Below are 22,963 nucleotides of genomic sequence, written 5' to 3' on the forward strand. Positions count from 1 at the left end.
CGCTTACTCGTCGCCCATCTTGAGTGCGGCGATGAACGCTTCCTGCGGGATCTCCACCTTGCCGAACTGGCGCATGCGCTTCTTGCCGGCCTTCTGCTTTTCCAGAAGCTTGCGCTTGCGGGTGGCGTCGCCGCCGTAGCACTTGGCCGTCACGTCCTTGCGCAGCGCGGAGATGGTTTCGCGGGCGATAACATTGCCGCCGATTGCCGCCTGGATCGGGATCTTGAACATGTGCTTCGGGATCAGTTCCTTGAGCTTCTCGCACATCTCGCGACCGCGCTTTTCCGCCGCCATCCGGTGTACCATCATTGACAGGGCGTCGACCGGCTCGCCGTTGACGAGGATCGACATCTTCACAAGGTTGCCTTCCTTGTGGTCGGTGATCTGGTAGTCGAACGAGGCGTAGCCCTTGGAGATCGATTTCAGGCGGTCGTAGAAGTCGAAGACGACTTCGTTGAGCGGCAGGTCGTAGGTCAGCATCGCGCGGGTGCCGACATAGGTCAGCTCGATCTGGATGCCGCGCCGGTCCTGGCAGAGCTTCAGGATGCCACCGAGATAGTCGTCGGGCGTCAGGATCGTCGCACGGATCCACGGCTCGTGGATCTCGGCGATCTTGACGACGTCGGGCATGTCGGCCGGGTTGTGCAGCTCGCGTTCCGAGCCGTCGGTCATGAACAGCTTGTAGACGACCGAAGGGGCCGTCGCGATCAGGTCGAGGTCGAACTCGCGCTCCAGCCGTTCCTGGATGATTTCAAGGTGCAGCAGACCGAGGAAGCCGCAGCGGAAGCCGAAGCCGAGAGCTGCGGACGATTCCATTTCGAAGGAGAACGACGCGTCGTTGAGGCGCAGCTTGCCCATGGCCGAACGCAGGTCCTCGAAATCGGCGGCGTCAACCGGGAAGAGGCCGCAGAACACCACCGGCTGTGCCGGCTTGAAGCCCGGCAGCGCCTTGGCGGTCGGGCGCTTGTCTTCGGTGATGGTGTCGCCGACGCGGGTATCGGCCACTTCCTTGATCGAGGCGGTGATGAAGCCGATCTCGCCCGGGCCGAGCGCATCCATCGCGACCATCTTCGGCGTCAGCACGCCGACACGTTCGATCGTGTACTTGGCGTCGGTGCCCATCATCCGGATGGTCATGCCCTTCTTGAGCGTGCCGTCGATGATGCGCACGAGAACCATGACGCCGAGATAGGTGTCGTACCAGCTGTCGACCAGCAGCGCCTTCAAGGGGGCCGCATCGCCGCCGTCGCTCTTCGGCGCCGGCAGCTTGGTGACGATCGCTTCGAGCACGTCGGGAATGCCGAGGCCGGTCTTGGCCGAAATCAGCACGGCGTCGGACGCGTCGATGCCGATCACTTCCTCGATCTGTTCCTTGATCCGCTCCGGTTCGGCGGCGGGAAGGTCGATCTTGTTGAGCACGGTGACGAGCTCGTGGTTGTTGTCTATCGCCTGGTAGACGTTGGCGAGCGTCTGGGCTTCCACACCCTGGGAGGCGTCGACGACGAGCAACGAGCCTTCGCAGGCCGACAGCGAGCGCGAGACTTCATAGGCGAAGTCGACGTGGCCGGGCGTGTCGATCAGGTTGAGCACATAGGTTTCGCCATCATTGGCCTTGTAGTGCAGACGCACCGTCTGGGCCTTGATGGTGATGCCGCGCTCGCGTTCGATATCCATGCTGTCGAGCACCTGCTCGGACATCTCGCGCTCGGCGAGGCCGCCGGTGGACTGGATCAGCCGGTCGGCAAGCGTCGACTTGCCGTGGTCGATGTGGGCCACGATCGAGAAGTTGCGGATATGCGAAAGGGGCGTCTTCGAAGATGTTGTGCTCATGGGCCGCATATAGCAGTGCCTTCAACCGCCGCAAAGCGGGAAATGAAGGCTTCGTTCACTATAAATCGGGCTATTCGGCGCCTGCCTCAGCATCGACGAGCGCGCCGGCATTCGGCACCTGTGCGCTCCTGATCTCGAAGCTTTCGCGCTCGGCTGCTGGCACCTCGTCGCGTTTCCTCAGTCGCATGAGCACGAAGAGCGCATAAAGTGCTGCAACCGCCATCGCCGCATAGATGAAAGTGCGCTGCCCGAACACCGGTGTCAGCAGTGTCACCAGCATCGGCACGACGGTCGCGGCGATCGACCAGGCGACCAGCATGGTGCTGGCAAGCGGCACGAAATCGGCGGGATCCGTACGGTCGTTGGCATGGGCGTTGGCGATCGAATAGACCGTCTCGATCGCGCCGGCAAAGAGCGCAAAGACCAGCATCAAGAGGATCAGATTGCTGAAGGAGGCGGAGAGCGCGAAGAAACCGGCGACAAGGATCAACAGGCAGGTGCCGATCAGCACAAGGCGTCGGTCGATCCGGTCCGACAGCGTGCCCATCGGATACTGGATGGCGATGAGCCCAAACTGCATGACGAACATCAGATTGGCGACGTCGCGCTGGCTGACATCATTGGCGGCCGCATAGATCGGCGTGAAGCCCTGCACCACCATCGACAGGCCGCCGGCGGCAAGCACGCCGATGAAGGCAACGGGGGAATTGCGCCAGACCATCGGGATATCGATGCTGACCTTGGCCGGTGCCGGCGGCGTCGGCAGCCGCGTCAGGCCGATCGGCAGAAGCGCAAGGGCGGTGAAAAAGATGGTCACGAGCGGCGGCAGGTTGCCATCGGCCGGGATCTGCCCGAACAGCCAGGCGCCGGTGCCGAGCCCGATGACATAGGCCATGTAGAACAGCGCCATCGCCTTGCCGCGCCAGTGGTTCTCACTCGCATGGTTCAGCCAGCTCTGGGCGATAATGAAGTTGGTGTTGCCGGATGCACCATAAATGCCGCGGGCGAGTACCCAGAGAAGCGGGTGCATGCCGAGCGCGATCGTCAGTGCCGAGAGGATGACAAGCGCCATCGAGCAGGAGAAGGCGCGGGCATGGCCGACGCGGCGGATCATCGGCCCCGCGATGACGCAGCCGACGAGCCCGCCGAAGGCGATCATCGTCACGGCCGCACCCGGCACCCAGTCCGGCGCGTCCGAGCGCGTCAGCGCGAAGGGCACATAGGCGAGCATCATGCCGTTGCCGATCGCGACCGAAGTCATCGAGGCAACGATACTGGCGATCGAGGTCAGCGAGGAGGGCTGCGTTGTCATGTCCAACCTGTCGATGGAAGGCCGCGCCTTCGGGCGCGCTGGCGTGATGGATGAGGACTATCTAAAGTATTGAAGTGTAAGCTTTTCTCGTTTCTGCTCACGAAGCTGCCATGATAGCCGAAAGGCCGTCGATGCGCTGTCGCCAAAGCGGCATCGCATGCCCGTATTTTCAGTCTTTCCCAGTCTTGACTCCACTATATGAGAAATGCAATCTCAAATAATGGAAAACATCACCGACCCCCTCGAACATGCCATCGGCGAGCGCATTCGCACCCTGCGCACGGAGCAGAATCTGACGCTCGACGAACTCGCCACCAGCTCCGGCGTCAGCCGGGCGATGATCTCGCGTATCGAGCGTGGTGAAGCGAGCCCGACGGCCCAGCTCCTCGCCAAGCTCTGCAGCGCGCTCAGCACCACGCTTTCAGCGCTCTTCGCCTTCGAGGCTAAGGAAGCATCTCCGCTTGCAAGGCGTGCAGACCAGCGCCTCTGGCGCGATCCGGAATCCGGCTATCTGCGCCGCTCCGTCTCGCCGGATGGCCTCGGCTCGCCGGTCGATATCGTCGAGGTCGAGTTTCCGCCGGGTGCGCGCGTCGTCTTCGAGCGGCAGCCGTCTGACCGAGGGATTACCCAACACCTCTGGCTCTTCTCCGGTCGGCTGGAACTGACAACCGAATCCGGCTCCCATTCGCTGGAAGCAGGCGACTGCCTGTTCATGGGGCTGGGGGCTGGCCACATCTTCCACAACCCTCACGATGAGCCGGCTCACTATGCCGTCGTCCTCTGCCGCACCAAGGTTTGATCATGTCCGATATCCAGATCCGTCTGCTCGATGAAACCCAGGCCCGCGCCGCCATGCCGGCGCTTGCCGAGGTACTGTCCGATTGCGTCGAGGGTGGCGCCTCGGTCGGTTTCATGCAGCCCTATCCGCCGGAATGCGCGGTTGCCTATTGGCAGGGCGTCGCCGAAGCGGTTGCCGGCGGCGACACGCTGCTGATGGTGGCGGAGGAAGCGGGCCGCATCCTCGGCACCGTGCAGGTCGGCGTTGCACAGATGCCGAACCAGCCGCACCGCGGCGATCTGAAGAAGCTGCTCGTTCATCGCGCAGCCCGCGGCAAGGGCCTGGCGCGGCGGTTGATGGAGGCTGTCGAACGCGAAGCGGCGGCGCGCGGCAAGACGCTGCTGGTGCTCGATACGGCGACCGGCAGCGAGGCGGAGGCGATCTATCCGCGCCTGGGCTGGGAGCGCGTTGGCGTCATTCCCGATTATGCGATGTGGCCGGAAGGCGGGCTCTGCGCCACCACGTTCTTCTACAAGCGGATCGCGTTGAGCGAGTGATCGACATTGGTGAAATTGCCCCTCACCCTAACCCTCTCCCCGCGGGGCGGGGAGAGGGGACGAGCCCGCCTCACAGTATTGTTGCACCGAGCCGTGGTGAGGGGGAGGTTCACGGTGCGATGCCTATTGTCGCCCGCGAGCGGGTGCCGCGAGTCTCCTTCGCCCCGCTGGCGGGGAGAAGGTGGCCGGCAGGCAGGATGAGGGGCCCCGTCGAGGTTGCGAAGTCCGAAACCTTGGGTACGGTACCGGCACCCGTCGATTGCCTTTCAGGACACCTCCCCATGCGCATCTTCTACACCGAGGATCATAAGCTCCGCGACGCTAAGACCGAGCTCTTCGGTGGCGAACTCGTGCCGCCCTTCGAGGCGCCGTTCCGTGCCGAATGGATTCTCGCGGCGGTAAGGGAAGCGGGTTTCAAAGATGTCGTCTCGCCGGAGCGTCACGAGCTCGAGGTCGCCCTTAAGCTGCACGCGCCCGATTATCTCGAGTTCCTCGAAACCGCCTGGTCGCGTTGGGTCGCCGACGGCTATCGCGGCGAAGCGATCGCGACCTGTTTCCCGGCCCGACGCATGCGCCAGCACCCGCCGAAAGATATCGACGGTGCGCTCGGCTACTATTCCTTCGCGGCGGAAACGGCGATCACCGAAGGCACCTATGCAGCTGCACGGGCGGCGATGGACTGCGCCATCTCGGCTGCCGACCACATCCATGCGGGCAACCGCGCCGCCTTCGCGCTCTGCCGTCCGCCCGGTCACCATGCGGCGATCGATCTTTATGGCGGCTATTCCTTCATCAACAATGCCGCCTGTGCCGCCCAGCGCCTGCGCGATCACGGCGCCCGCAAGGTTGCGGTGCTTGACGTCGACTTCCACCACGGCAATGGCACCCAGGATATCTTCTACGAGCGCGGAGACGTCTATTTCGCCTCGCTCCACGGCGATCCCGTCGATGCCTTCCCCTATTTCCTCGGCTTTGCTGACGAGGAGGGCGCCGGCGAGGGGCTTGGCACGACGAAGAACTATCCCTTGCCGCGTCGTACCGGCTACGATGTCTGGTCGGATGCCATGGCCGACGCGCTGTCACGCATCGCCGCCTTCGGTGCTGAGGCGCTGGTCGTCTCGCTCGGCGTCGACACTTTCGAGCGCGACCCGATCTCGTTCTTCCGGCTGACGTCTGAAGACTACATCCGCATGGGCGAGGCCCTGAAACGCTCAGGCTTGCCGGTCGTCGTCTGCATGGAGGGCGGCTACGGCGTGCCGGAAATCGGGCTCAACGTTGCCAATGTGCTGACGGGCCTCTCCGGCTGAGCACTCGTTGTTGAAAAACAGCAGTGCCCTCTATTGACCTCAACTTTACTTGAGGTCGTACGACTGCTCCTGTTCAAAAGAGATCAGAGGAAAAGAGTAATGAGCAGCCTATCGAATACGTCCGTTGTCGCGCCGCTTTACCGCATCAACAAGTACACCGTGCCGGTCGAGGCGCGGCAGCAGTTCGTCGAACTGGTGGACAAGACGCTGGCCGTCATCCGCAAGCAGGATGGCTATGTGAAGGACCTGTTCCTGGAACAGCATGCCGGCCCGGGCCAATTCGATTTCATCACCATGATCGAGTTCGCCAATGCCGACGTCGCGCCCAAGGTCGCCGCTGCACTCGGCGAGTTCGACCGCCAGCTCGGCCTCGATCGCGAGGCAATGATGAAGACGCTCGGCATCCGCACCGACTTCGCCAGCTACCGGGCCTTCGGCGGTCTGGCTGCTTGAAAAACGAATGGCCCGGCAGTCAGCCGGGCTCACCCAATGTCACGGAACGAGTTTCGTCAGGAGACGAAGAAAGACGACAGTCCCTGACCGGCGGCGAAGGCCATGTAGGCAAGCACGGTGAAATAGACAGTCGTTGCGATCAGGAATAGGTAGCCGCCGGCGACCATCAGCCCGTCGCGCTGGATGATGCCGAGCGAGAGCAGCAGGATCGCGATTCCCGGCAGTGTGTTCGACAGAGGGATGAGCCCGAGCGGGAACATCAACAGCACGCCGCCGGCCATGATCATCAGCCCGTTGAAGCGGTTCATCACCGCGCCCTGCGTCAGGAAACCCAGGCGCGGGCGGACGTAGCGATCGAGCTTGGAGACGATGCTCGCCCCCTTTTGCAGGGTCGGAACTAGCTTTTCTGTCTCGATCTTGCGGTCGAGAATGCGTTGCGGCACCCAGGGCAGGCGGTTGAGGGTGATCGATACGGAGATCAGGATGATTGCGGCGCCGAAAACGGTGCTGACGCCGGGGATCGACACCGGCAACAGGAACGGCAGCGTCAGCAGGGCGCAGAGCAACAGAAATCCCTGTTCGCCGATCTCGGTCATCAGTTCGCGCAGCGTGATCGTCTCGCCGCGAATGGAGGCAATCATGCCGTTGAGCGTGTCGCTGAGACTGCGTTGCGTGTCGCCGAACTCGATTGCCATCAAATCTGCCTCGTCTTTATCAATGAGCGGCGGCGGAAAGCCGCACACATTTATCCTGGTCGCTAGATGTCCGTCCTATCAAGGGCATGTGAAGGATCGGTTATAGTGGCCCGACCGGCACACCCGGTCCGAGCAAACCGGCATTTGCCGGTAAACCATGGCGTGATTGGGACGCCTCTTCATCTTCCTGCCGCAATCGCTAGTATGAAGCACCTTTGAGCACCAATGGGGACAACTGATTCCATGATCAAGAAATGCGCCATTCTGGCTGTTGCGGCCATCTATCTTTCGGGATGCACGACCACCGATCCCTATACGGGTGAGCAGAAGATGTCGAACACCGCCGGCGGCGCGCTGATCGGCGCGGGCCTCGGTGCAGCGACCGGTCTGCTCGTTGGCGGCAGTGCTGCCGGACGGCGCGACTCGGCGCTTGTGGGCGCCGCAATCGGCGGCCTCGGCGGCGGCCTGATCGGCAACTACATGGACAGCCAGGAAGCGGAACTGCGCGCCCAGCTTCAGGGCACCGGCGTTTCGGTCACCCGCGCCGGCGACCGCATCATCCTCAACATGCCGTCGAACATCACCTTTGCGACCGACCGCGACCAGGTGATCCCGGCCTTCTACGACACGCTGAACTCGGTAGCGATCGTGCTGCGCAAGTTCAACAAGACGATGATCGACGTCGACGGTCACACCGATGCGACCGGCAGCGCCTCCTACAACCAGGGCCTCTCCGAGCGCCGTGCCGCCTCGGTGGCCAACTACCTGGCAGGCCAGGGCGTCGACCAGCGCCGCATGTCGGCCATGGGCTACGGCAAGGAGCGTCCGATCGCTTCCAACGCGACCGAGTCCGGCCGCGCGCAGAACCGCCGCGTCGAAATCTCGATCGCGCCGATCAAGGCCTGATCGGCAGACATCGATTGCTTGCAAGGGGCTGCGCCGCGAGGCGCGGCCTTTTTCATGTCTGCTTGAAACGGTAGCGCAGCAGGCGCCCCATACGGCGCAGCATCGGGACCGCGCTGAAGAACTGGATCGCGATCCGCGCCATCGGTGACATGCGCGCGATCTGCGCGGCATCGTAGTTGTAAATGTCTTCGAGCAGTGTCAGCCCGGGCACGCCCCTCTCCAGCGACCGTGCGTCCTCGATCCCCCAACGAAGCTCAGCACCTGTTGCACGCAAGGACGGGTTGAAGCGCAGCAGTTCGATGCCGAGATGGCTGTAGGCGTCGAAGACGATCTCGCCGCCGGCAAGGCAGGTGACGACCCGTCGCAGGAGGTCCCGCACTTCCTGATCGCGAAGATAGGGCAGCACCCCTTCGGCGACGACGATCGTCGGCCGATTGTCGGGGATGCGGTCGATCCAGTCCCGCTCGGTAATGGAGGAGGCGATTGCAGTGCAGCCGACGCGATCGGGAAAGAGGCGCTGCCGCAAGGCGATGACATCCGGAAAGTCGACGTCGAACCAGGCGACGGAGGAAGGCGGATCGAGCCGCAGGATCCGCGTGTCGAGGCCGCAGCCGAGGTTGAGCACGATCGCATCCGGATGGCTCGCGATGAAAGCCCTGGTCCATCGGTCGAGCAGATAGGCGCGCATCGCGATGCCGATCGTCATGTCGTGACCGACATCAGGCGCTTTCGCCTTGCCGTCGAGGCGCCGCAACAGCTCGGCAGCAAAGCGATCGTGCAGAAGAGAATCGGGTAGTGCGCTCTCCGCAGCCTTCGCTCGAAGCGTGATCAGCAGCGTTTCGCGCACGCCATGAAGGCCGATGCCCTCGGCTTCCATCGTTTCCTCCTGACCGCGCTCCATCGAATGAGTCGGGACGCCGCAGTCTTTTCGTTGCGACCCGCCGTCGTTTCGGCGGGCCGCATTGCCCGATAGGCTCACGCCACCGTGCGTCTCGCGCGCCGTACGCGCCTGGCGGTCAGCACTGCCAGCACGGGCAGCAGCGCGAACAGACCGAAAAGCCAGGTCGTCGCGAGCGCCACGCCACCCTCCGACGACGCCTCGATCCCGGCGAGGTTGGCAGTCAGTCCGGCAAGCGCTGCGCCGAGTGCAGCGGCAAAGAGCTGGACAGTGGTGATCGAGCTCGATGCCTTCTCCGCTTCGCCCTCCGGCGCGAATTCGTAGACGGCGGTAACGATATGCGGCCAGGCAAAGCCCATGCCGAAGCCGACCGCGATGATGCCGACGCAGAGCGGCGCGGCGATCACCAGGAACTCTGCGCCTGCCATCGGCATGAACAGGGCGATCAGGGCCAGGCCGATAAAACCGAAGGCCGGACCGGCAAAGATTGTCTGTTTCGCCCGTTCTCCGTGCCAATGAGCACTTGTCATCGATCCCGCCGTCCAGCCGATCGACATCAGCGCAGCGATATAGCCGGCCACCAGTGGCGATAGCCCATGCAATTCTTGCAGCAGGTACGGCACATAGATCTCCGGCTGCAGGCCGACCATCAGCAGGGTGATCGTAGCATAAAGGGCGGCCAGCGGGGAGGTGAGTGTGAAGCTGCCGGAGGGCAGAAGCTTGCCCGTCACTCGACGTTCGACGAATAGAAGGCTCAGGAACAGGAGGATCGCAACGCCGACGCAGCCGATCTGCTCCGAGGCCATCGTGCGCGTGCTCGCGACCGAAAGCGCAAGCACGATGCCGACGAGGAGCAGGAGTTGCAGCAGAGGGAGCGGCGTGCGCTCCTCTTCGCCGGTGGCCTTGCGCGGCAGCGTCGAGAAGGCGAGTGCGGCAAGCAGCGCCGTCAGCGGCAGGAGAGACCAGAAGGCAACGCGCCAGGTGGAGAACTCGGCAAACATGCCGCCGATCGCGGGCCCGATCAAGGTCGCCGTTCCCCAGGTTGCCGAAATCAGCCCGATGGCGCGGGTCCAGAGTTCGGGCCGGAAGACCTGCCGGATCACGCCGTAGGCGAGCGCATAGAGCAGGCCGCCGCCGAAGCCCTGGATCGCGCGGCCGGCAAGCAGCATCGCCATCGAAGGGGCTGTGGCGCAGAAGAGCGTCCCCAGGCCGAAGACGAGCGCGCCGATCGCATAGGCGCCGCCGGCGCCGACGGCGCCGAGCAGCCGCGCCGACAATGCGGCGCCGAGGATCGAAGTCGCGACGAAGACGGTGGTGCTCCAGGCATAATATTCGAGCCCGCCGATCTCGCGCACGATCGACGGCATGATCGTCGTCACCACGTAGATGTTGAGCGCATGCAGCGCGACGCCGCCGCTGAGCACCAGCGAATGCACGGCGTTTTCGCCCGTCAGCAGCGCGCGCCAGCCGGCTTCCTGTGGGGGAGCGGGAGTTTTTTCAAGCATGTCAGTACCTCACGCAGGACATCGCAAGCGAACGCGCACCGGCTCATCCGGTATCGGAAGATCGCGTTCGCTCGGCGGTGCCGCTATGTCAGTGGAGCGCAGCCTCGCCAAAATGCGTGAGCTTGTCCGGGTTGCGCATGATGAAGATGTCGTTGACGTTTCCGTCACGGTCATAGCCGAAGGCGACCGTCGCGGCGATCTCGTTTTTCGCCTCGTCCCGAAGCACGATGCCGCGACCGCCATTGATGTCGCCGATTTCCCAGACGTAATGCGCCCAGTATTCGGTAAGCCGATCGATGATGAAGGCGAGCACGGTCTCCTTGCCGGAGAGCACGCCAAGCACGGTCGCCACCTTGCCGCCGCCGTCGGCCGTCAGCTTCACGTCGGCCGAAAGCAGCGTCGTAAGTCCGGCGACGTTGCCGCCGTGGATTGCCTGGTGGAACGCGGATAGCAGCTCATCCTGGCGCTCGCGCGGGGTCTGGTGCCGGGTTTTCTCCAGGCCGATATTCGTCTTGGCGCGCGATACCAGCTTGCGGGCGGCCGTCTCCTGCATGTCCAGGGTTTCCGCCACCTCGTCATAGGGCTGGCCGAAAATCTCGTGCAGCAGATACGCTGCGCGCTCCTTCGGTGTCAGCCGCTCGAGCATCAAAAGGAATGCGGTGGTGAGCGAGGAGGTCAGCGCCAGCTTCTCCTCGGCATTGTCGGCGCTTGTCGTGTGGATCGGCTCGGGCAGCCACGCGCCGACATAGTCGACGCGTTTGCGGTGCGCGGCCTTCAGCAGATCCAGGCAGCGGCGCGTGCAGGCGGTCGTCAGCCAAGCCGCCGGCGTTTCGATCGATGCCCTGTCGACCTCCTGCCATTTCAGGAACGTGTCTTGCACCGCGTCTTCTGCATCGGCGCGCGAGCCGAGGATGCGGTAGGCAAGGCCGAGGAGGCGCGGGCGCGCCTCCTCGAAGATCTGCATGTGCTGCCTGTCATTCATGTCAGTGCCTCGAAATCTGGATGCGGTTCCAAAGGTTGATCATCGCCACCGTCGAGGTGATGACGCTGATCTCCTTCTCGCTGAAGTGCTGGCGCAGCTCGGCGCGGAGCGGTGCGAAGTCGGTGCGCGGTTCGAGTTCGGTCAGCGCTTCGGTCCAGGCAAGCGCTGCCTTCTCGCGCGGTGTGAAATCATTCACCTGGTCCCAGACGATGATTCGGTCGAGCCGTTCGTTGCTCTCGCCCTCGGCGCGGGATTCCTTGGTGTGCATCTTCACGCAGAAGCCGCAGCGGTTGATCTGCGAGGCGCGCAGCTGCACGAGATTGTGGATCGTCCGGTCGAGCCCGTGCAGGTCCATGGTCTTGTGCACATCGGCGAGCGCGCCGAGCACATCCGGGATTTCCTGTTCGTAGCGGACGGCTTTCGTATCGGTCATGGTCTCAACTCCATCGTTGTTGTGTTGCCTATGACCATGTGACGATTGACGTCGAAAGCCTGTGACGCGGCTCTACGATTTTTCTCGAAAATCGCCAAGAAAAATACAGGTCCGCAATATTTAGATGAAATTTCAATGTGTTGGCGAGACGCGATTTCTCGCGGCGTATCAGGCTTTCGGCGGGTAGCTGTGCTCGCCGCCGCGAAAATCGGTGACCGTGTAGCAGCCGCCGCCATCGGCCGCGATCGTCGCGGCGCTGATGACCGCCTTGCCGTGACCACCTGGAATGTCGAGGATGTAGGTCGGCTGGCAAAGGCCGGAGACCCGGCCGCGCAGGGCTGCGACCAGCGCCTGGCCTTCCTCGATCGACAGACGGAAATGGCTGGTGCCAGGGGCCAGATCCGGGTGATGAAGATAATAGGGCTTGATCCGTGTCTCGACGAAGGCGCGCATCAGGCTAGCCAGCACATCCGCGTCGTCGTTGACGCCCCTCAAGAGCACCGACTGGCTGACCATGACGATGCCGGCATCGATCAGTCGTGCCGAGGCGGCGCGCGCCTCTTCAGTCAGCTCGCGCGGGTGGTTGGCGTGCAGAGCCACATAGGTCGCCTTGCCGTTAGCCTTCAGTGCAGCGATCAATTCGGCGTCGATGCGCGACGGCTCGACCACCGGTACGCGGGTGTGGAAGCGGACGATCTTCACATGCGGGATCGGTTTCAGCCGTTCCATGAGCTCGGTGAGCCGCCGCGGCGACAGCACCAGGGGATCGCCGCCGGTGAGGATCACCTCCCAGATTTCCTCGTGTTCGGCGATGTAGGCGATCGCCGCATCGAGTTCGGCGGGTGTCAGCGTGCCGAGCCCCTGCGGCCCGACCATCTCGCGGCGGAAGCAGAAGCGGCAATAGACCGGGCAGACATGCACGGCCTTCAAGAGCACCCGATCCGGATAGCGATGGACGATGCCGGCAACGGGACTGTGCGGCTTGTCGCCGATCGGGTCTTCGCGCTCTTCGGGAAGCAGCGTCAGCTCGGCGGCATCGGGCACGAACTGCCGGGCGATCGGATCGGCGGGATCGGTGGGATCGATGAGGCCGGCAATGACAGGGCTGATCGCAACCGCATAACGCTCGGCGACGGCGGCAACCGCGGCCTCATTGCTGCGGTCGACGAGACCTGCCTCAACGAGCTCTCGCGCAGTCTTGATCGGGCGATGTACGTTCACGGCTGCGTCTCCGCCACCGGTGCCCAGAGCACCTGGTCGATACGCGACGCACCGGTTGCAAGCATCACCAGCCGGTCGAAGCCAAGCGCAATGCCGCTCGCTTCGGGCATGATCGCGAGTGCTGCCAGGAAATCCTCGTCGAGCGGGTAGGTCTCGCCGTAGACACGCGCCTTTTCCGCCATTTCCATCTCGAAGCGCCGGCGTTGTTCGGCGGCATCCGTCAACTCGCCGAAGGCATTGGCGAGCTCGACGCCGCAGGCATAGAGCTCGAAGCGCTCGGCGACGCGCCGGTCGCGCGCGGCCGGTCGCGCCAGCGCCGCTTCGGCAGTCGGGTATTCGTCGAGGATCGTCGCACGGCCGAAGCCGAGATGCGGCTCGACCTTTTCCACGAGCACGCGGCTGAAGAGATCGGCCCAGGTGTCGTCGGAGGCGACCCGAAGTCCGGCTGCGGTCATAGCTGCGGCGAGGCGCTCGCGGTCGGTCTCGCCGTCGGCGGCGACCGAGGTCAGCAGGTCGATGCCGGCAAAGCGCTCGAAGGCGTCCGCGACGCTCAGCCGCTCGGGCTTGGCGAAGGGGTCGCAGATGTGTCCCTGGAAGGTGAATTGTTTGGCCCCGGTGGTCTCTGCCGCAAGAGCGAGGATCTCGGCGCAGTCGCGCATCAGCGCCTCGTAGCTTTCGCCGGCGCGGTACCATTCGAGCATGGTGAATTCAGGGTGATGCAGCGGTCCACGCTCGCGGTTGCGGTAGACATGGGCGAAACAGGCGATGCGCCGTTCGCCGGCGGAAAGCAGCTTCTTGCAGGCAAATTCCGGCGAGGTGTGCAGATAGAGTGGATGGCTCGATCCGTCGTGATGGAGAGCCTCCGTCGCGAAGGCGTGCAGATGCGCCTCGTTGCCGGGCGAGACCTGCAGCGTCGCCGTGTCCACCTCGATGAAATCGCGTGTCTCGAAGAACCGGCGCAGGGCCGATTGGATCCGGTTGCGGCCGAGAAGAAACGGGCGCCGGTCGGCATGGACATCGGGTGTCCACCAGGGTGAGGCATGCGACATGATCGGTTCAGTCCAGGCTTTCTTCGCGCAGACAGCGGCTCAGGCTGGCTATTTGCACGAAATTAGGGTAGTTGCGGCGCGAAATCCTTCTTTCCGCGTCCTTCAGGGCCAGTGTTTCCGGCCCGCGGTGTCGCGCATACCTCTGTTACAAGGAAGACTAATGGTCAAGGTCATCGCTTCATCTGTCCGTAAGGGCAACGTTCTCGACGTCGACGGCAAGCTCTATGTCGTGCTTACCGCCCAGAACTTCCACCCGGGCAAGGGCACGCCGGTGACCCAGGTCGACATGCGCCGCATTTCCGACGGCGTGAAGGTCTCCGAGCGCTACCGCACGACCGAACAGGTCGAGCGCGCCTTCGTCGAAGACCGCGAGCACACCTTCCTCTATGAAGATGCCGAAGGCTTCCACTTCATGAACCCGGAAAGCTATGACCAGCTGGTCATGAGCACCGACGACATCGGCGACCTCAAGGCCTACCTGCAGGAAGGCATGGCCTGCATTCTTTCGGTGCACGAAGGTCTGGCGATCGCCATCGACCTGCCGCGTCACGTGACGCTCGAAATCACCGAGACCGAGCCGGTCGTCAAGGGCCAGACGGCATCGTCGTCCTACAAGCCGGCGGTTCTCTCGAACGGCGTCCGCACGCTGGTTCCGCCGCACATCCAGGCCGGCACCCGCGTCGTCATCGCGACGGAAGACGGTTCCTACGTCGAGCGCGCCAAGGACTGAGGCTAACGCCGAATAACAGTTGAACGGGGACGGTGGCGAAGGCTGCCGTCCCCGTTTTCGTTCCGGGAAGAGCTTGATGAGCAACCAGAAATTTAAGGGGAGCATTTCGAAAAACGGGTGCTAGGATGCCGGCGCTGATACGACAGTTGTCTCAAGAGGGCCTGCATGTTCCCATTGTCGCATATGATGAAGTCGTTCATTCGCAAGGGTCGCCTGACGGTGATCGACGCCGACGGCAAGCGCCACGTCTTTTCCGGCACGCCCGGACCGGAGGTGACGATGCGGCTCACGGACAAGAAGCTCTACCGCAGCCTCGTCTTCAACGCTGAACTCGCCGCCGGCGAAGCCTATATGGACGGCACCATGCGCTTCGAGGAGGGCTCGACGCTCAGGGACTTCCTGACGCTTTTCTCGATCAATCGGCTGTCGCTCGGGTCCTATCCGATCCAGAAACTTCTGCGGGCGGTGAAGATGCGGTTCCGCAAGCGGCAGCAGGCCAATCCCAAGGGCAAGGCGCAGCAGAACGTCGCGCATCACTACGATCTCGGCAACGAATTCTACAAGCTGTTCCTCGACGAGAACATGCTCTACTCCTGCGCCTATTTCCGCGAGCCCAACGAGACGCTCGAAAAGGCCCAGCGCAACAAGCTGAGGCTGCTCGCCTCCAAGCTCTGCCTGGAACCCGGCATGAAGGTGCTGGATATCGGCTGCGGCTGGGGCGATCTCGCGATGTACCTTGCCGAGCTCGCGGATGTGCAGGTGCTCGGCGTGACGCTTTCCAAGGAGCAGCAGGCGCTTGCCACCGAACGGGCGCGGAAGGCAGGTCTAGGGGACCGGGTGCGTTTCGAGCTTAAGGATTACCGCGATGTCCAGGGGCCCTTCGACCGCATCGTTTCGGTCGGCATGTTCGAACATGTCGGCGTGCATCACTATGACGAGTTCTTCAAGAAGCTGAATGCGCTGATGCCGGATGACGGCCTCGCGGTGCTGCATTCGATCGGTCACATGAGCCCCCCCGGCATGGCGAGCTCCTGGCTTCGGAAATACATCTTCCCGGGCGCCTATTCGCCGGCGCTCTCGGAGGTCTTCGAGGTGGTCGAGCGCAACAGTCTTTGGGTCACGGATCTCGAATTCTTGCGGGTGCACTACGCCACGACGCTCGCCCATTGGGGCGCGCGCTTCGAGGCCAACCGCGACAAGGTGATCGGGCTTTATGACGAGCGCTTCGCCCGCATGTGGGAGTTCTATCTGATCAGCGCCGAGATGATGTTCCGCACCGGCAGCCAGCTCGTCTTTCACATGCAGCTCTCGCGCTCGCGCGATGCGGCGCCGATCGTGCGCGATTACATCACCGATCGTCAGCGCGATTTCATGGCCCGCGAACAGGCGCTCGCCCTCAACCTTTGAACGGGTGATCGCCGTCGCCGTTCCAGCGCAGCCGCTTGTAGTCGAAGCCGAATTCGAGCGTCGGCTTGACGATCGCGAAGAAGGGCGAGAGGTCGAAATCCCTGGGCGTATAGAGCGAGTGGTGCCGGATGTGCAGGATCTCCTCGCGCGAATAGGTCGAGGTCGCCGCCGCCCGCCCGGGCGCGCGTGTGACTTCCGGCAGGATCGGATAGCGGATCTGCTCGAAGGCGGCAGCAATCAGCGTCGAGCAGATCGCCCGCGTCGGATCGCCGGAGCCGAAGGCAAGCAGGCGCCGCCGCCAGCGCACCGGCACCGGCGGGGTCGGCATGAAGTAGCGCAGCATGTCGAGGATGTTCTTCAGGTCATACTTCATCCCGAGCCGCGAGATCATGAAGCCGACGAGCGCCGTGCGATCATCCGGCGTCAGCGCGATCGGCCGGCAGATGCGCGTGTTGAACGACGCGTATTTCTTCAGCGGCACCGCAACACAACCCTCGCCGATATTGACCTCGATGAGTTGTGGCCGCTCGATGACCGGCAGCGTTGCCTGGTCGAGCGTCAACGGCATCTGGTCGCCGGCAAAGAACGCGGCGTGTGACCAGGTCGATTGCGTCAGATACTTGATCGCCGCCGAAACCCTCTGGTTGCCCTCGATCAGGAGAACGTCGCCCGGGCGCAGCGTGCGCGCCAGGGTTTCCTGATCGGAAGGGGTGTAGGGCTCGTAGCCGGATGTCTGCGCTTGCAGCCGCGCGGCAAGCCTGGCTCCAAGCCGATCCAGTAACGTGTCCTTGCTTTCGGAAAGCGGATAGATGGTCCTCATCGAGGCGATCGCTCCGGAAATGAAGGGAATTCGCGAGAGCCTTCATCGTGGCTCAGCCGCAACACTCTGTCGAGAGATTGTCGCATGATTGCATGGCTTTGGCCTTGACGGTGCCGTCTCGGTTTTCTATTTTTAGAATTATTCTAAAGAAGGTTTTCTCCCAATGTTTTCGCGCCTCTTCTCCCGTTCCAAACGTCCCTTTCTTTCCTTAAGCGAGCAGGAAATCCTGGCGCTCGCGATCTCGTCCGAAGAGGACGACGGACGCATCTATCTCGCCTATGCCGATGCGCTCCGGCAGCAATATCCCCATTCGGCAAAAGTGTTTGAGGAGATGGCGGAGGAAGAAAGCCACCACAGGCAGTGGTTGATCGATCTGCACGTCCAGCGCTTCGGCAGCCGCATTCCCCTTGTCCGGCGCGAACACGTGCGCGACTTCCCCGAGCGCAAGCCCGACTGGCTGATTGCCGAAATGCCGATCGAAAAGGCGCGCGAGGAAGCCGAAGCGATGGAGGAAGCGGCGCACCGTTTCTATGTCGAGGCCGCGGCGAGAACCCAGGATGCCGCCACCCGCAAGCTGCTCGGCGATCTCGCGATCGCGGAAAAATCGCATGAATCGCTCGCCCGGCGGCTTGGCGAAGAGCACACGCCCGAGGACGTGCGCGCCGAAGAGGACCAGACGTCGCGCCGCCAGTTCATCCTCACTTACGTACAGCCCGGCCTTGCCGGCCTGATGGATGGTTCGGTTTCGACGCTGGCGCCGATCTTTGCCGCCGCCTTCGCGACCCAGGATACCTGGCAGACCTTCCTCGTCGGTCTCTCGGCCTCCGTCGGCGCCGGCATCTCCATGGGCTTCACCGAGGCGGCCCACGATGACGGCAAGCTCTCCGGCCGCGGTTCGCCGATCAAGCGCGGCCTTGCCTCCGGCATCATGACCGCACTCGGCGGCCTCGGCCACGCGCTCCCCTATCTGATCCCGCATTTCTGGACGGCGACCGCCACGGCGGCGGTGATCGTCTTCTTCGAACTCTGGGCGATCGCCTTCATCCAGAACCGCTATATGGAAACACCGTTCCTGCGGGCGGCATTCCAGGTGGTGCTCGGCGGTGGCCTGGTGCTCGCGGCCGGCATCCTGATCGGCAACGCGTGACGGGTGAGCGGCAAATACGAAAAAGGGCCGGTCTGACCGGCCCTTTTTGAAACTCTTTACTTTGCTTTGGATCAGTTGCCGACCGAGCCGACGACGACTTCGGCGCCGTTCTGGATGGTGACCCAACGGCCGCTGTGGTTCGAGGCCTGGCGCTTCAGGTAGCGGTAGGGCGTGTTGGTCCAGAGCCTTACGCCGTTTTCGAGATTGTCGAGAATGAAGTCGCCCTGCGCCGTGCGCACGGTCAACACCGCATGGCCTTCGCCATCGGGCTTGCGAACGACGGTGATCAGGAGATCGCTCGCCGGGAAGCCCTTGCTCATCAGGCGCTTGCGCTTCTCAAGCACGAAGTCCTCGCAGTCGCCGGCGTTGTCCGGATAGGACCAGACTTCGTCCCTGCCGTGCAGTTCCAGGTCGGTGACCGGCGTGATCTCGCGATTGACCGCAGCATTCACCTGCCGGATGGCGGCCCAGCCGCGTTCGGTCACGCGCGGAGCAACCGTTCCCTTGGAGCGCACATTGCATTCGCTCTTGTACTTCTGGCAGAATTCGTAGTGGCCGATCGGCTGCGATGTCGCCGAGCCGGTCTGCATCCATGGAGAAGAACCTGCCTGTGCAGGAATTGCCGTGTTTGCTGAAATGAAAAGTGCGCAGAACGCCGCGATACTTCCCTTAACTCCAGTCCAAGACGCCATACAAGTCCCCTGCAACGCGGTATGCCGGGCTCTTCCTGTCCGGACGTATTCGCGCAATCCTGAGTTGAAGGCAGCTTCTTTAGGTTCGTCCCCGTCGCTGCTCTAATCGTTAATAAAGAGTTAATAGCGTCGGCGCGGCAGAGTCAATCGCCGGAATCGGGACATCGGATTTTATGGTTAAAAGCGAGACCACGCGCACGAAAACCCTTGCATCGTGGGCGGTCCACGGGGCAGCGCGGTTTTGGGGCAATTTGCGGCGGAAGGGGCGGGGCGTTCTCCCGCCCGGGCTCAGGCGAGCATCGTGCCGATGGCCTGCTTCATTTTAGCGATGTCTTCTTCACGCGAAAGGCGATGGTCGCCATCGCGGATGAGTGTCATGACGACATCGTCGGAGGGCAGGTGCTCCATCAGCCGCAGCGCATGGGTATAGGGAACGTCGGGGTCGCGCATGCCTTGCAGAATGTGCACCGGACAGCCGGTGGTGATCGTGCCCTCAAGCACCCGGTTCACGCGCCCGTCTTCGATGAGGGCGCGGGTGAAGATGTTCGGCTCCGGGCTGTACTCGGAGGGTTCCTCGAAAAAGCCGCGTTCGGCAAGCGAGGCCCTCTCCGCTTCGGTCAGGTTGGGTTCGATCAGTTCGGCGGTGAAATCCGGCGCCGGCGCAATCAGCACCAGGCCGGCGACACGGTTTCCGTCGCCACGCTGCCTGAGCTCCTGGATGACCCGCAGCGCAATCCAGCAGCCCATCGACGAGCCGATCAGCACGACGCGGCCCGGCGCCGCCCGATCAATGACCGCAAGGCTCTCCTCGAGCCAGCGCGAGATCGTGCCATCAGTGAAGGCGCCGCCGGAGGCGCCGTGGCCGGAATAGTCGAAGCGCACGCAGGCCGCGCCCCGTTCCATGGCATAGCGCTCGACCTCGACCGCCTTGGTGCCGGTCATGTCCGAACGGTAGCCGCCGAGCCAGACGAGCGTCGGCTGTCCCGATGGCTTCTCCGGGTGGCGCACGCGCATCGCGATCCTGCGCTGAGCCGCATCCGTGCCGACCTCGATGAAGCTGATTTCCGTCTCGGCTGGCGTATTGTGCATGCCCGTAATCTCCAAAAGCCCGTTTAACTGGCGATTTTCTTTCTAAAACAGATTCGCCTTGGTATCGACAGGTGGTGATTTTCCTTGAAAGCCGTGCTATTGACTCTCGCGCCGCAATTCACACATTGCCGTCGGTGACAGATTCAGGCGCTTCGTTTGTGATCGCGCCGGCGAACGAATTAAACAACATTTCGGAAATAGCTCGAGGAGAGTACGACCATTCGCAGACCGTTCAAAACGGACGCCCCCGTCAAGGAGGGACCGCGCTCAAACAAGGAAATCCGGGTGCCCCGGGTTCAGCTTATCGATGCCGAAGGCCAGAATATCGGTGCCGTCCCGATCGACCAGGCGCTCCGCATGGCGGAAGAAGCAGGTCTTGATCTGGTAGAGATCGCACCGAACTCCGAACCGCCGGTGTGCAAGATTCTGGATCTTGGCAAGCTGAAATACGCCAACCAGAAGAAGGCGGCCGAAGCGCGCAAGAAGCAGAAGATCGTCGAAATCAAAGAAATCAAGATGCGCCCGAACATCGACACGCATGACTATGACGTGAAGATGAAGGCGATGAACCGGTTCTTCGAGGACGGCGACAAGGTCAAGGTCACGCTGAAGTTCCGCGGCCGCGAAATGGCCCACCAGGAACTGGGCATGAAGCTTCTGCTCCAGGTCAAGGATGATACCCAGGCGATCGCCAAGGTGGAGGCCGAGCCGAAGCTCGAAGGCCGCCAGATGATGATGGTTCTGGCGCCGCGCTAAGCCGCCGCTGCCGTCAGTCGTAAGACCAAATTGATGAAAGCCGCCTTCCGGGCGGCTTTTTTCTTCGAGGCTGGCGGCGGCCGCCGCAGATCGCGCTCCCGCCTGGAGCATGCGCTGACGAACGTGCTAGAGGTGTATGGGGAAGCGTTCGGCCACCGCTTGCAGCGCCATCTTCGATTCCCCAGTTGCGCTTTTCGGCATGTGCGGTTATAAGCCCCCGTCCGAACGGTCCGGCAGGGCATGCCGTGGCCGTTCTTAACGCTGGAAATGGACCTCGTCTGTCCGTTTCGAATTCTTAAGAAAAATGGAGTAGCAAAATGCCCAAGATGAAGACGAAATCGTCTGCCAAGAAGCGGTTCAAGATCACCGCTACTGGCAAGGTTCGTGCAGCAGCTGCTGGCAAGCGCCACGGCATGATCAAGCGTTCCAACAAGTTCATCCGCGACGCACGTGGAACCATGGTTCTCGCGGAGCCTGATGGCAAGAAGGTCATCAAGAACTACCTGCCCAACGGTCTCTAAGACTTTCAGGCATTTTGGACACGTTAAGGAGATCATGACATGGCACGTGTAAAACGCGGCGTAACCGCTCACGCCAAGCACAAGAAGACACTCAAGGCAGCCAAGGGCTTCTACGGCCGCCGCAAGAACACCATCCGCGCTGCGAAGGCTGCGGTTGATCGTTCGAAGCAGTTCGCTTACCGCGACCGCAAGGTCAACAAGCGCAACTTCCGCGCTCTCTGGATCCAGCGCATCAACGCTGCCGTCCGCGAATTCGGCCTGACCTACGGCCGCTTCATCGACGGCCTGAACAAGGCTGGCATCGAAGTCGACCGCAAGGTTCTGTCCGACATGGCTATCCATGAGCCGGCAGCATTCGGCGCCCTCGTCGAAGCTTCCAAGAAGGCGCTTGCCTACCTCAAGGAAGCCGGCACGACAAACGAGTTTGAAAGCGCTGTCCGTTAAGCCAGCGTTTTCCCAAAACCGTACTTAAAATTCGTTGGGAAACCCGCGCTGGCAGGGCTAGCGCGGGTTTTTCTTATTTCGCGAGATGAACGTGCGAGACGATCGAAAGGAACTGCCCCGGTTCCACCTTCCGACGACGCTTCAGCCGGGCCTCCGGCTTCGTCGTCCCTGCGTCTTTGCACTGGCATTCTTTGCGACCGCGGCGCGATCACATTCCTGAAGACTTGAGCCGATATAGAACCGAACCCATTCCCGCATCGAGGCAGGACAGAATGAGCGAACTGGAAACACTGGAACGGATACTGCTGGCGGACATCGATGCCGCAGGTGATGAGGGATCGATCGAGGCCGTGCGCGTCAACGCGCTCGGCAAGAAGGGCTCGATCTCCGAGCTCCTGAAGACGCTGGGCACCATGACGCCGGAAGAGCGCCAGACCCGCGGTGCGCAGATCAACGCGCTGAAGACCACGGTCGCCGACGCGATCGCCGCCCGCAAGTCGGCGCTGAAGGATCAGGCGATCGCCGAGCGCCTGGCGCGAGAGACCGTCGACATCAGCCTGCCGGTCCGCTCGTCGCCCGCCGAGCGCGGCCGCATTCATCCGATCAGCCAGATCGTCGACGAGATCACCGCGATCTTCGGCGACATGGGTTTCTCGATTGCCGAAGGTCCGGATATCGAGACCGACTACTACAACTTCACGGCGCTGAATTTCCCGGAGGGCCACCCGGCCCGCGAGATGCACGACACCTTCTTCTTCAATCCGGATGAGAAGGGCGACCGCAAGGTGCTGCGCACGCACACCTCGCCGGTGCAGATCCGCACCATGGAAGCGCAGCAGCCGCCGATCCGCATCATCATCCCCGGCAAGACCTATCGCCAGGATTCCGACGCGACCCATTCGCCGATGTTCCACCAGGTCGAAGGCCTGGTGATCGACAAGGCGGCGAATGTCGCCAACATGCGCTGGGTGCTGGAAGAGTTCTGCAAGGCCTTCTTCGAGGTCGACCAGGTGACGATGCGCTTCCGTCCGTCGTTCTTCCCCTTCACCGAGCCGTCCTTCGAGGTCGATATCCAGTGCGACCGCTCCGGTCCGATCGTGAAGTTCGGCGAAGGCACCGACTGGATGGAAATCCTCGGCTGCGGCATGGTGCACCCGAACGTGCTGCGCTCGGGCGGGCTCGATCCTGACGAGTACCAGGGTTTTGCCTGGGGCATGGGCCTCGACCGCATCGCCATGCTGAAATACGGCATGCCTGACCTGCGTGACTTCTTCAATGCGGACGTCCGCTGGATGACCCATTACGGCTTCCGCCCGCTCGACATGCCGACGCTGTTCGGCGGTCTCTCGGCCTGATCGCGCAGCTGATCAGAGTGGATGCGCTCACATTCGTTCGCGCTTCCGCTCTTTCTTTTTGTTTTGCCGCATTTGT

Annotated in this window: 24 protein-coding genes; 12 read left to right on the forward strand and 12 right to left on the reverse strand. The window is 62.7% G+C overall.

Features of this window, described 5'->3' with window-relative positions; genetic code table 11:
- Window positions 1-3: 3 nt before the first annotated feature.
- Window positions 4-1,830, reverse strand: a complete 1,827-nt coding sequence (gene lepA / locus IB265_RS00840; protein ID WP_375293049.1) for a translation elongation factor 4 — start codon at window positions 1,828-1,830, stop codon at window positions 4-6.
- Window positions 1,831-1,900: 70 nt separating this feature from the next.
- Entirely contained in the window at window positions 1,901-3,142 is a 1,242-nt protein-coding gene (locus IB265_RS00845; RefSeq protein WP_057247852.1) for an MFS transporter, read from the reverse strand.
- Window positions 3,143-3,362: 220 nt separating this feature from the next.
- Between IB265_RS00845 and IB265_RS00850 the strand changes: the two genes are divergently transcribed.
- From IB265_RS00850 to IB265_RS00865, 4 genes are all read left to right on the forward strand, one after another.
- Complete coding sequence (locus tag IB265_RS00850; RefSeq protein ID WP_082615690.1) at window positions 3,363-3,941, forward strand: helix-turn-helix domain-containing protein; 579 nt, start codon at window positions 3,363-3,365, stop codon at window positions 3,939-3,941.
- Between the two features lie 2 nt (window positions 3,942-3,943).
- A complete protein-coding gene (locus IB265_RS00855; protein ID WP_057247854.1) occupies window positions 3,944-4,477 on the forward strand; it encodes a GNAT family N-acetyltransferase in 534 nt (177 codons plus the stop codon).
- A 281-nt stretch (window positions 4,478-4,758) separates the two neighbouring features.
- Window positions 4,759-5,784, forward strand: a complete 1,026-nt coding sequence (locus IB265_RS00860; RefSeq protein ID WP_057247855.1) for a histone deacetylase family protein — start codon at window positions 4,759-4,761, stop codon at window positions 5,782-5,784.
- A 99-nt stretch (window positions 5,785-5,883) separates the two neighbouring features.
- On the forward strand, window positions 5,884-6,237 hold the full coding sequence (locus IB265_RS00865; protein WP_057247856.1) for a hypothetical protein: 354 nt from the start codon (window positions 5,884-5,886) through the stop codon (window positions 6,235-6,237).
- Window positions 6,238-6,293: 56 nt separating this feature from the next.
- Here IB265_RS00865 and IB265_RS00870 read toward each other — a convergent pair whose 3' ends face one another.
- Complete coding sequence (locus IB265_RS00870; RefSeq protein ID WP_057247857.1) at window positions 6,294-6,932, reverse strand: exopolysaccharide biosynthesis protein; 639 nt, start codon at window positions 6,930-6,932, stop codon at window positions 6,294-6,296.
- Window positions 6,933-7,175: 243 nt separating this feature from the next.
- Here IB265_RS00870 and IB265_RS00875 point away from each other — a divergent pair, with 243 nt between their 5' ends.
- Window positions 7,176-7,838, forward strand: coding sequence for an OmpA family protein (locus IB265_RS00875; protein WP_057247858.1), 663 nt, complete (start codon window positions 7,176-7,178; stop codon window positions 7,836-7,838).
- A gap of 52 nt (window positions 7,839-7,890) precedes the next feature.
- Here the strand turns inward: IB265_RS00875 and IB265_RS00880 are convergent, their stop codons facing one another.
- From IB265_RS00880 to epmA, 6 genes are all read right to left on the reverse strand, one after another.
- A complete protein-coding gene (locus IB265_RS00880) occupies window positions 7,891-8,715 on the reverse strand; it encodes a class I SAM-dependent methyltransferase (RefSeq protein ID WP_057248233.1) in 825 nt (274 codons plus the stop codon).
- Between the two features lie 98 nt (window positions 8,716-8,813).
- Window positions 8,814-10,241 carry an MFS transporter gene (locus IB265_RS00885; protein WP_082615691.1) on the reverse strand — a complete coding sequence of 476 codons (1,428 nt, stop codon included), beginning with the start codon at window positions 10,239-10,241 and terminating at the stop codon, window positions 8,814-8,816.
- An 88-nt stretch (window positions 10,242-10,329) separates the two neighbouring features.
- Window positions 10,330-11,223 carry an RNA polymerase sigma factor SigJ gene (gene sigJ / locus IB265_RS00890; RefSeq protein ID WP_192494607.1) on the reverse strand — a complete coding sequence of 298 codons (894 nt, stop codon included), beginning with the start codon at window positions 11,221-11,223 and terminating at the stop codon, window positions 10,330-10,332.
- Window position 11,224: 1 nt separating this feature from the next.
- On the reverse strand, window positions 11,225-11,656 hold the full coding sequence (locus IB265_RS00895; protein ID WP_057247860.1) for a carboxymuconolactone decarboxylase family protein: 432 nt from the start codon (window positions 11,654-11,656) through the stop codon (window positions 11,225-11,227).
- A 168-nt stretch (window positions 11,657-11,824) separates the two neighbouring features.
- Window positions 11,825-12,877 (reverse strand): lysine-2,3-aminomutase-like protein, encoded by a 1,053-nt coding sequence (locus IB265_RS00900; protein WP_057247861.1) that lies wholly within the window; start codon window positions 12,875-12,877, stop codon window positions 11,825-11,827.
- On the reverse strand, window positions 12,874-13,926 hold the full coding sequence (gene epmA / locus IB265_RS00905) for an EF-P lysine aminoacylase EpmA (RefSeq protein ID WP_057247862.1): 1,053 nt from the start codon (window positions 13,924-13,926) through the stop codon (window positions 12,874-12,876). Before epmA ends, IB265_RS00900 begins: the two co-directional genes overlap by 4 nt.
- A gap of 160 nt (window positions 13,927-14,086) precedes the next feature.
- On the opposite strand from epmA, the gene efp reads away from it, so the two are divergent.
- On the forward strand, window positions 14,087-14,656 hold the full coding sequence (gene efp, locus IB265_RS00910; protein WP_057247863.1) for an elongation factor P: 570 nt from the start codon (window positions 14,087-14,089) through the stop codon (window positions 14,654-14,656).
- Window positions 14,657-14,821: 165 nt separating this feature from the next.
- Window positions 14,822-16,063, forward strand: coding sequence for a cyclopropane-fatty-acyl-phospholipid synthase family protein (locus IB265_RS00915; protein ID WP_057247864.1), 1,242 nt, complete (start codon window positions 14,822-14,824; stop codon window positions 16,061-16,063).
- Here IB265_RS00915 and IB265_RS00920 read toward each other — a convergent pair.
- On the reverse strand, window positions 16,053-16,883 hold the full coding sequence (locus IB265_RS00920) for a lipo-like protein (RefSeq protein ID WP_057247865.1): 831 nt from the start codon (window positions 16,881-16,883) through the stop codon (window positions 16,053-16,055). The two genes, IB265_RS00915 and IB265_RS00920, sit on opposite strands and share 11 nt — an antisense overlap.
- A 163-nt stretch (window positions 16,884-17,046) precedes the next feature.
- On the opposite strand from IB265_RS00920, the gene mbfA reads away from it, so the two are divergent.
- Window positions 17,047-18,030 (forward strand): iron exporter MbfA, encoded by a 984-nt coding sequence (gene mbfA, locus IB265_RS00925; protein ID WP_057247866.1) that lies wholly within the window; start codon window positions 17,047-17,049, stop codon window positions 18,028-18,030.
- A gap of 71 nt (window positions 18,031-18,101) precedes the next feature.
- Here the strand turns inward: mbfA and IB265_RS00930 are convergent, their stop codons facing one another.
- Complete coding sequence (locus tag IB265_RS00930; protein WP_057247867.1) at window positions 18,102-18,722, reverse strand: transglutaminase-like cysteine peptidase; 621 nt, start codon at window positions 18,720-18,722, stop codon at window positions 18,102-18,104.
- A 288-nt stretch (window positions 18,723-19,010) separates the two neighbouring features.
- Complete coding sequence (locus IB265_RS00935) at window positions 19,011-19,811, reverse strand: carboxylesterase (RefSeq protein WP_057247868.1); 801 nt, start codon at window positions 19,809-19,811, stop codon at window positions 19,011-19,013.
- A 219-nt stretch (window positions 19,812-20,030) separates the two neighbouring features.
- On the opposite strand from IB265_RS00935, the gene infC reads away from it, so the two are divergent.
- The 4 genes from infC to pheS all read left to right on the forward strand — a co-directional run bounded on the left by infC (window position 20,031) and on the right by pheS (window position 22,887).
- Window positions 20,031-20,567 carry a translation initiation factor IF-3 gene (gene infC, locus IB265_RS00940; protein ID WP_057247869.1) on the forward strand — a complete coding sequence of 179 codons (537 nt, stop codon included), beginning with the start codon at window positions 20,031-20,033 and terminating at the stop codon, window positions 20,565-20,567.
- Between the two features lie 317 nt (window positions 20,568-20,884).
- Window positions 20,885-21,088, forward strand: a complete 204-nt coding sequence (rpmI, locus tag IB265_RS00945; protein ID WP_025425550.1) for a 50S ribosomal protein L35 — start codon at window positions 20,885-20,887, stop codon at window positions 21,086-21,088.
- A gap of 39 nt (window positions 21,089-21,127) precedes the next feature.
- A complete protein-coding gene (rplT, locus tag IB265_RS00950) occupies window positions 21,128-21,532 on the forward strand; it encodes a 50S ribosomal protein L20 (RefSeq protein ID WP_025425551.1) in 405 nt (134 codons plus the stop codon).
- Between the two features lie 272 nt (window positions 21,533-21,804).
- Window positions 21,805-22,887, forward strand: a complete 1,083-nt coding sequence (gene pheS / locus IB265_RS00955) for a phenylalanine--tRNA ligase subunit alpha (RefSeq protein WP_057247870.1) — start codon at window positions 21,805-21,807, stop codon at window positions 22,885-22,887.
- The last annotated feature ends 76 nt before the right edge of the window (window positions 22,888-22,963 follow it).

The organism is Ensifer sp. ENS10 (genome assembly GCF_014852025.1).
Classification (GTDB): Bacteria; Pseudomonadota; Alphaproteobacteria; order Rhizobiales; family Rhizobiaceae; genus Ensifer.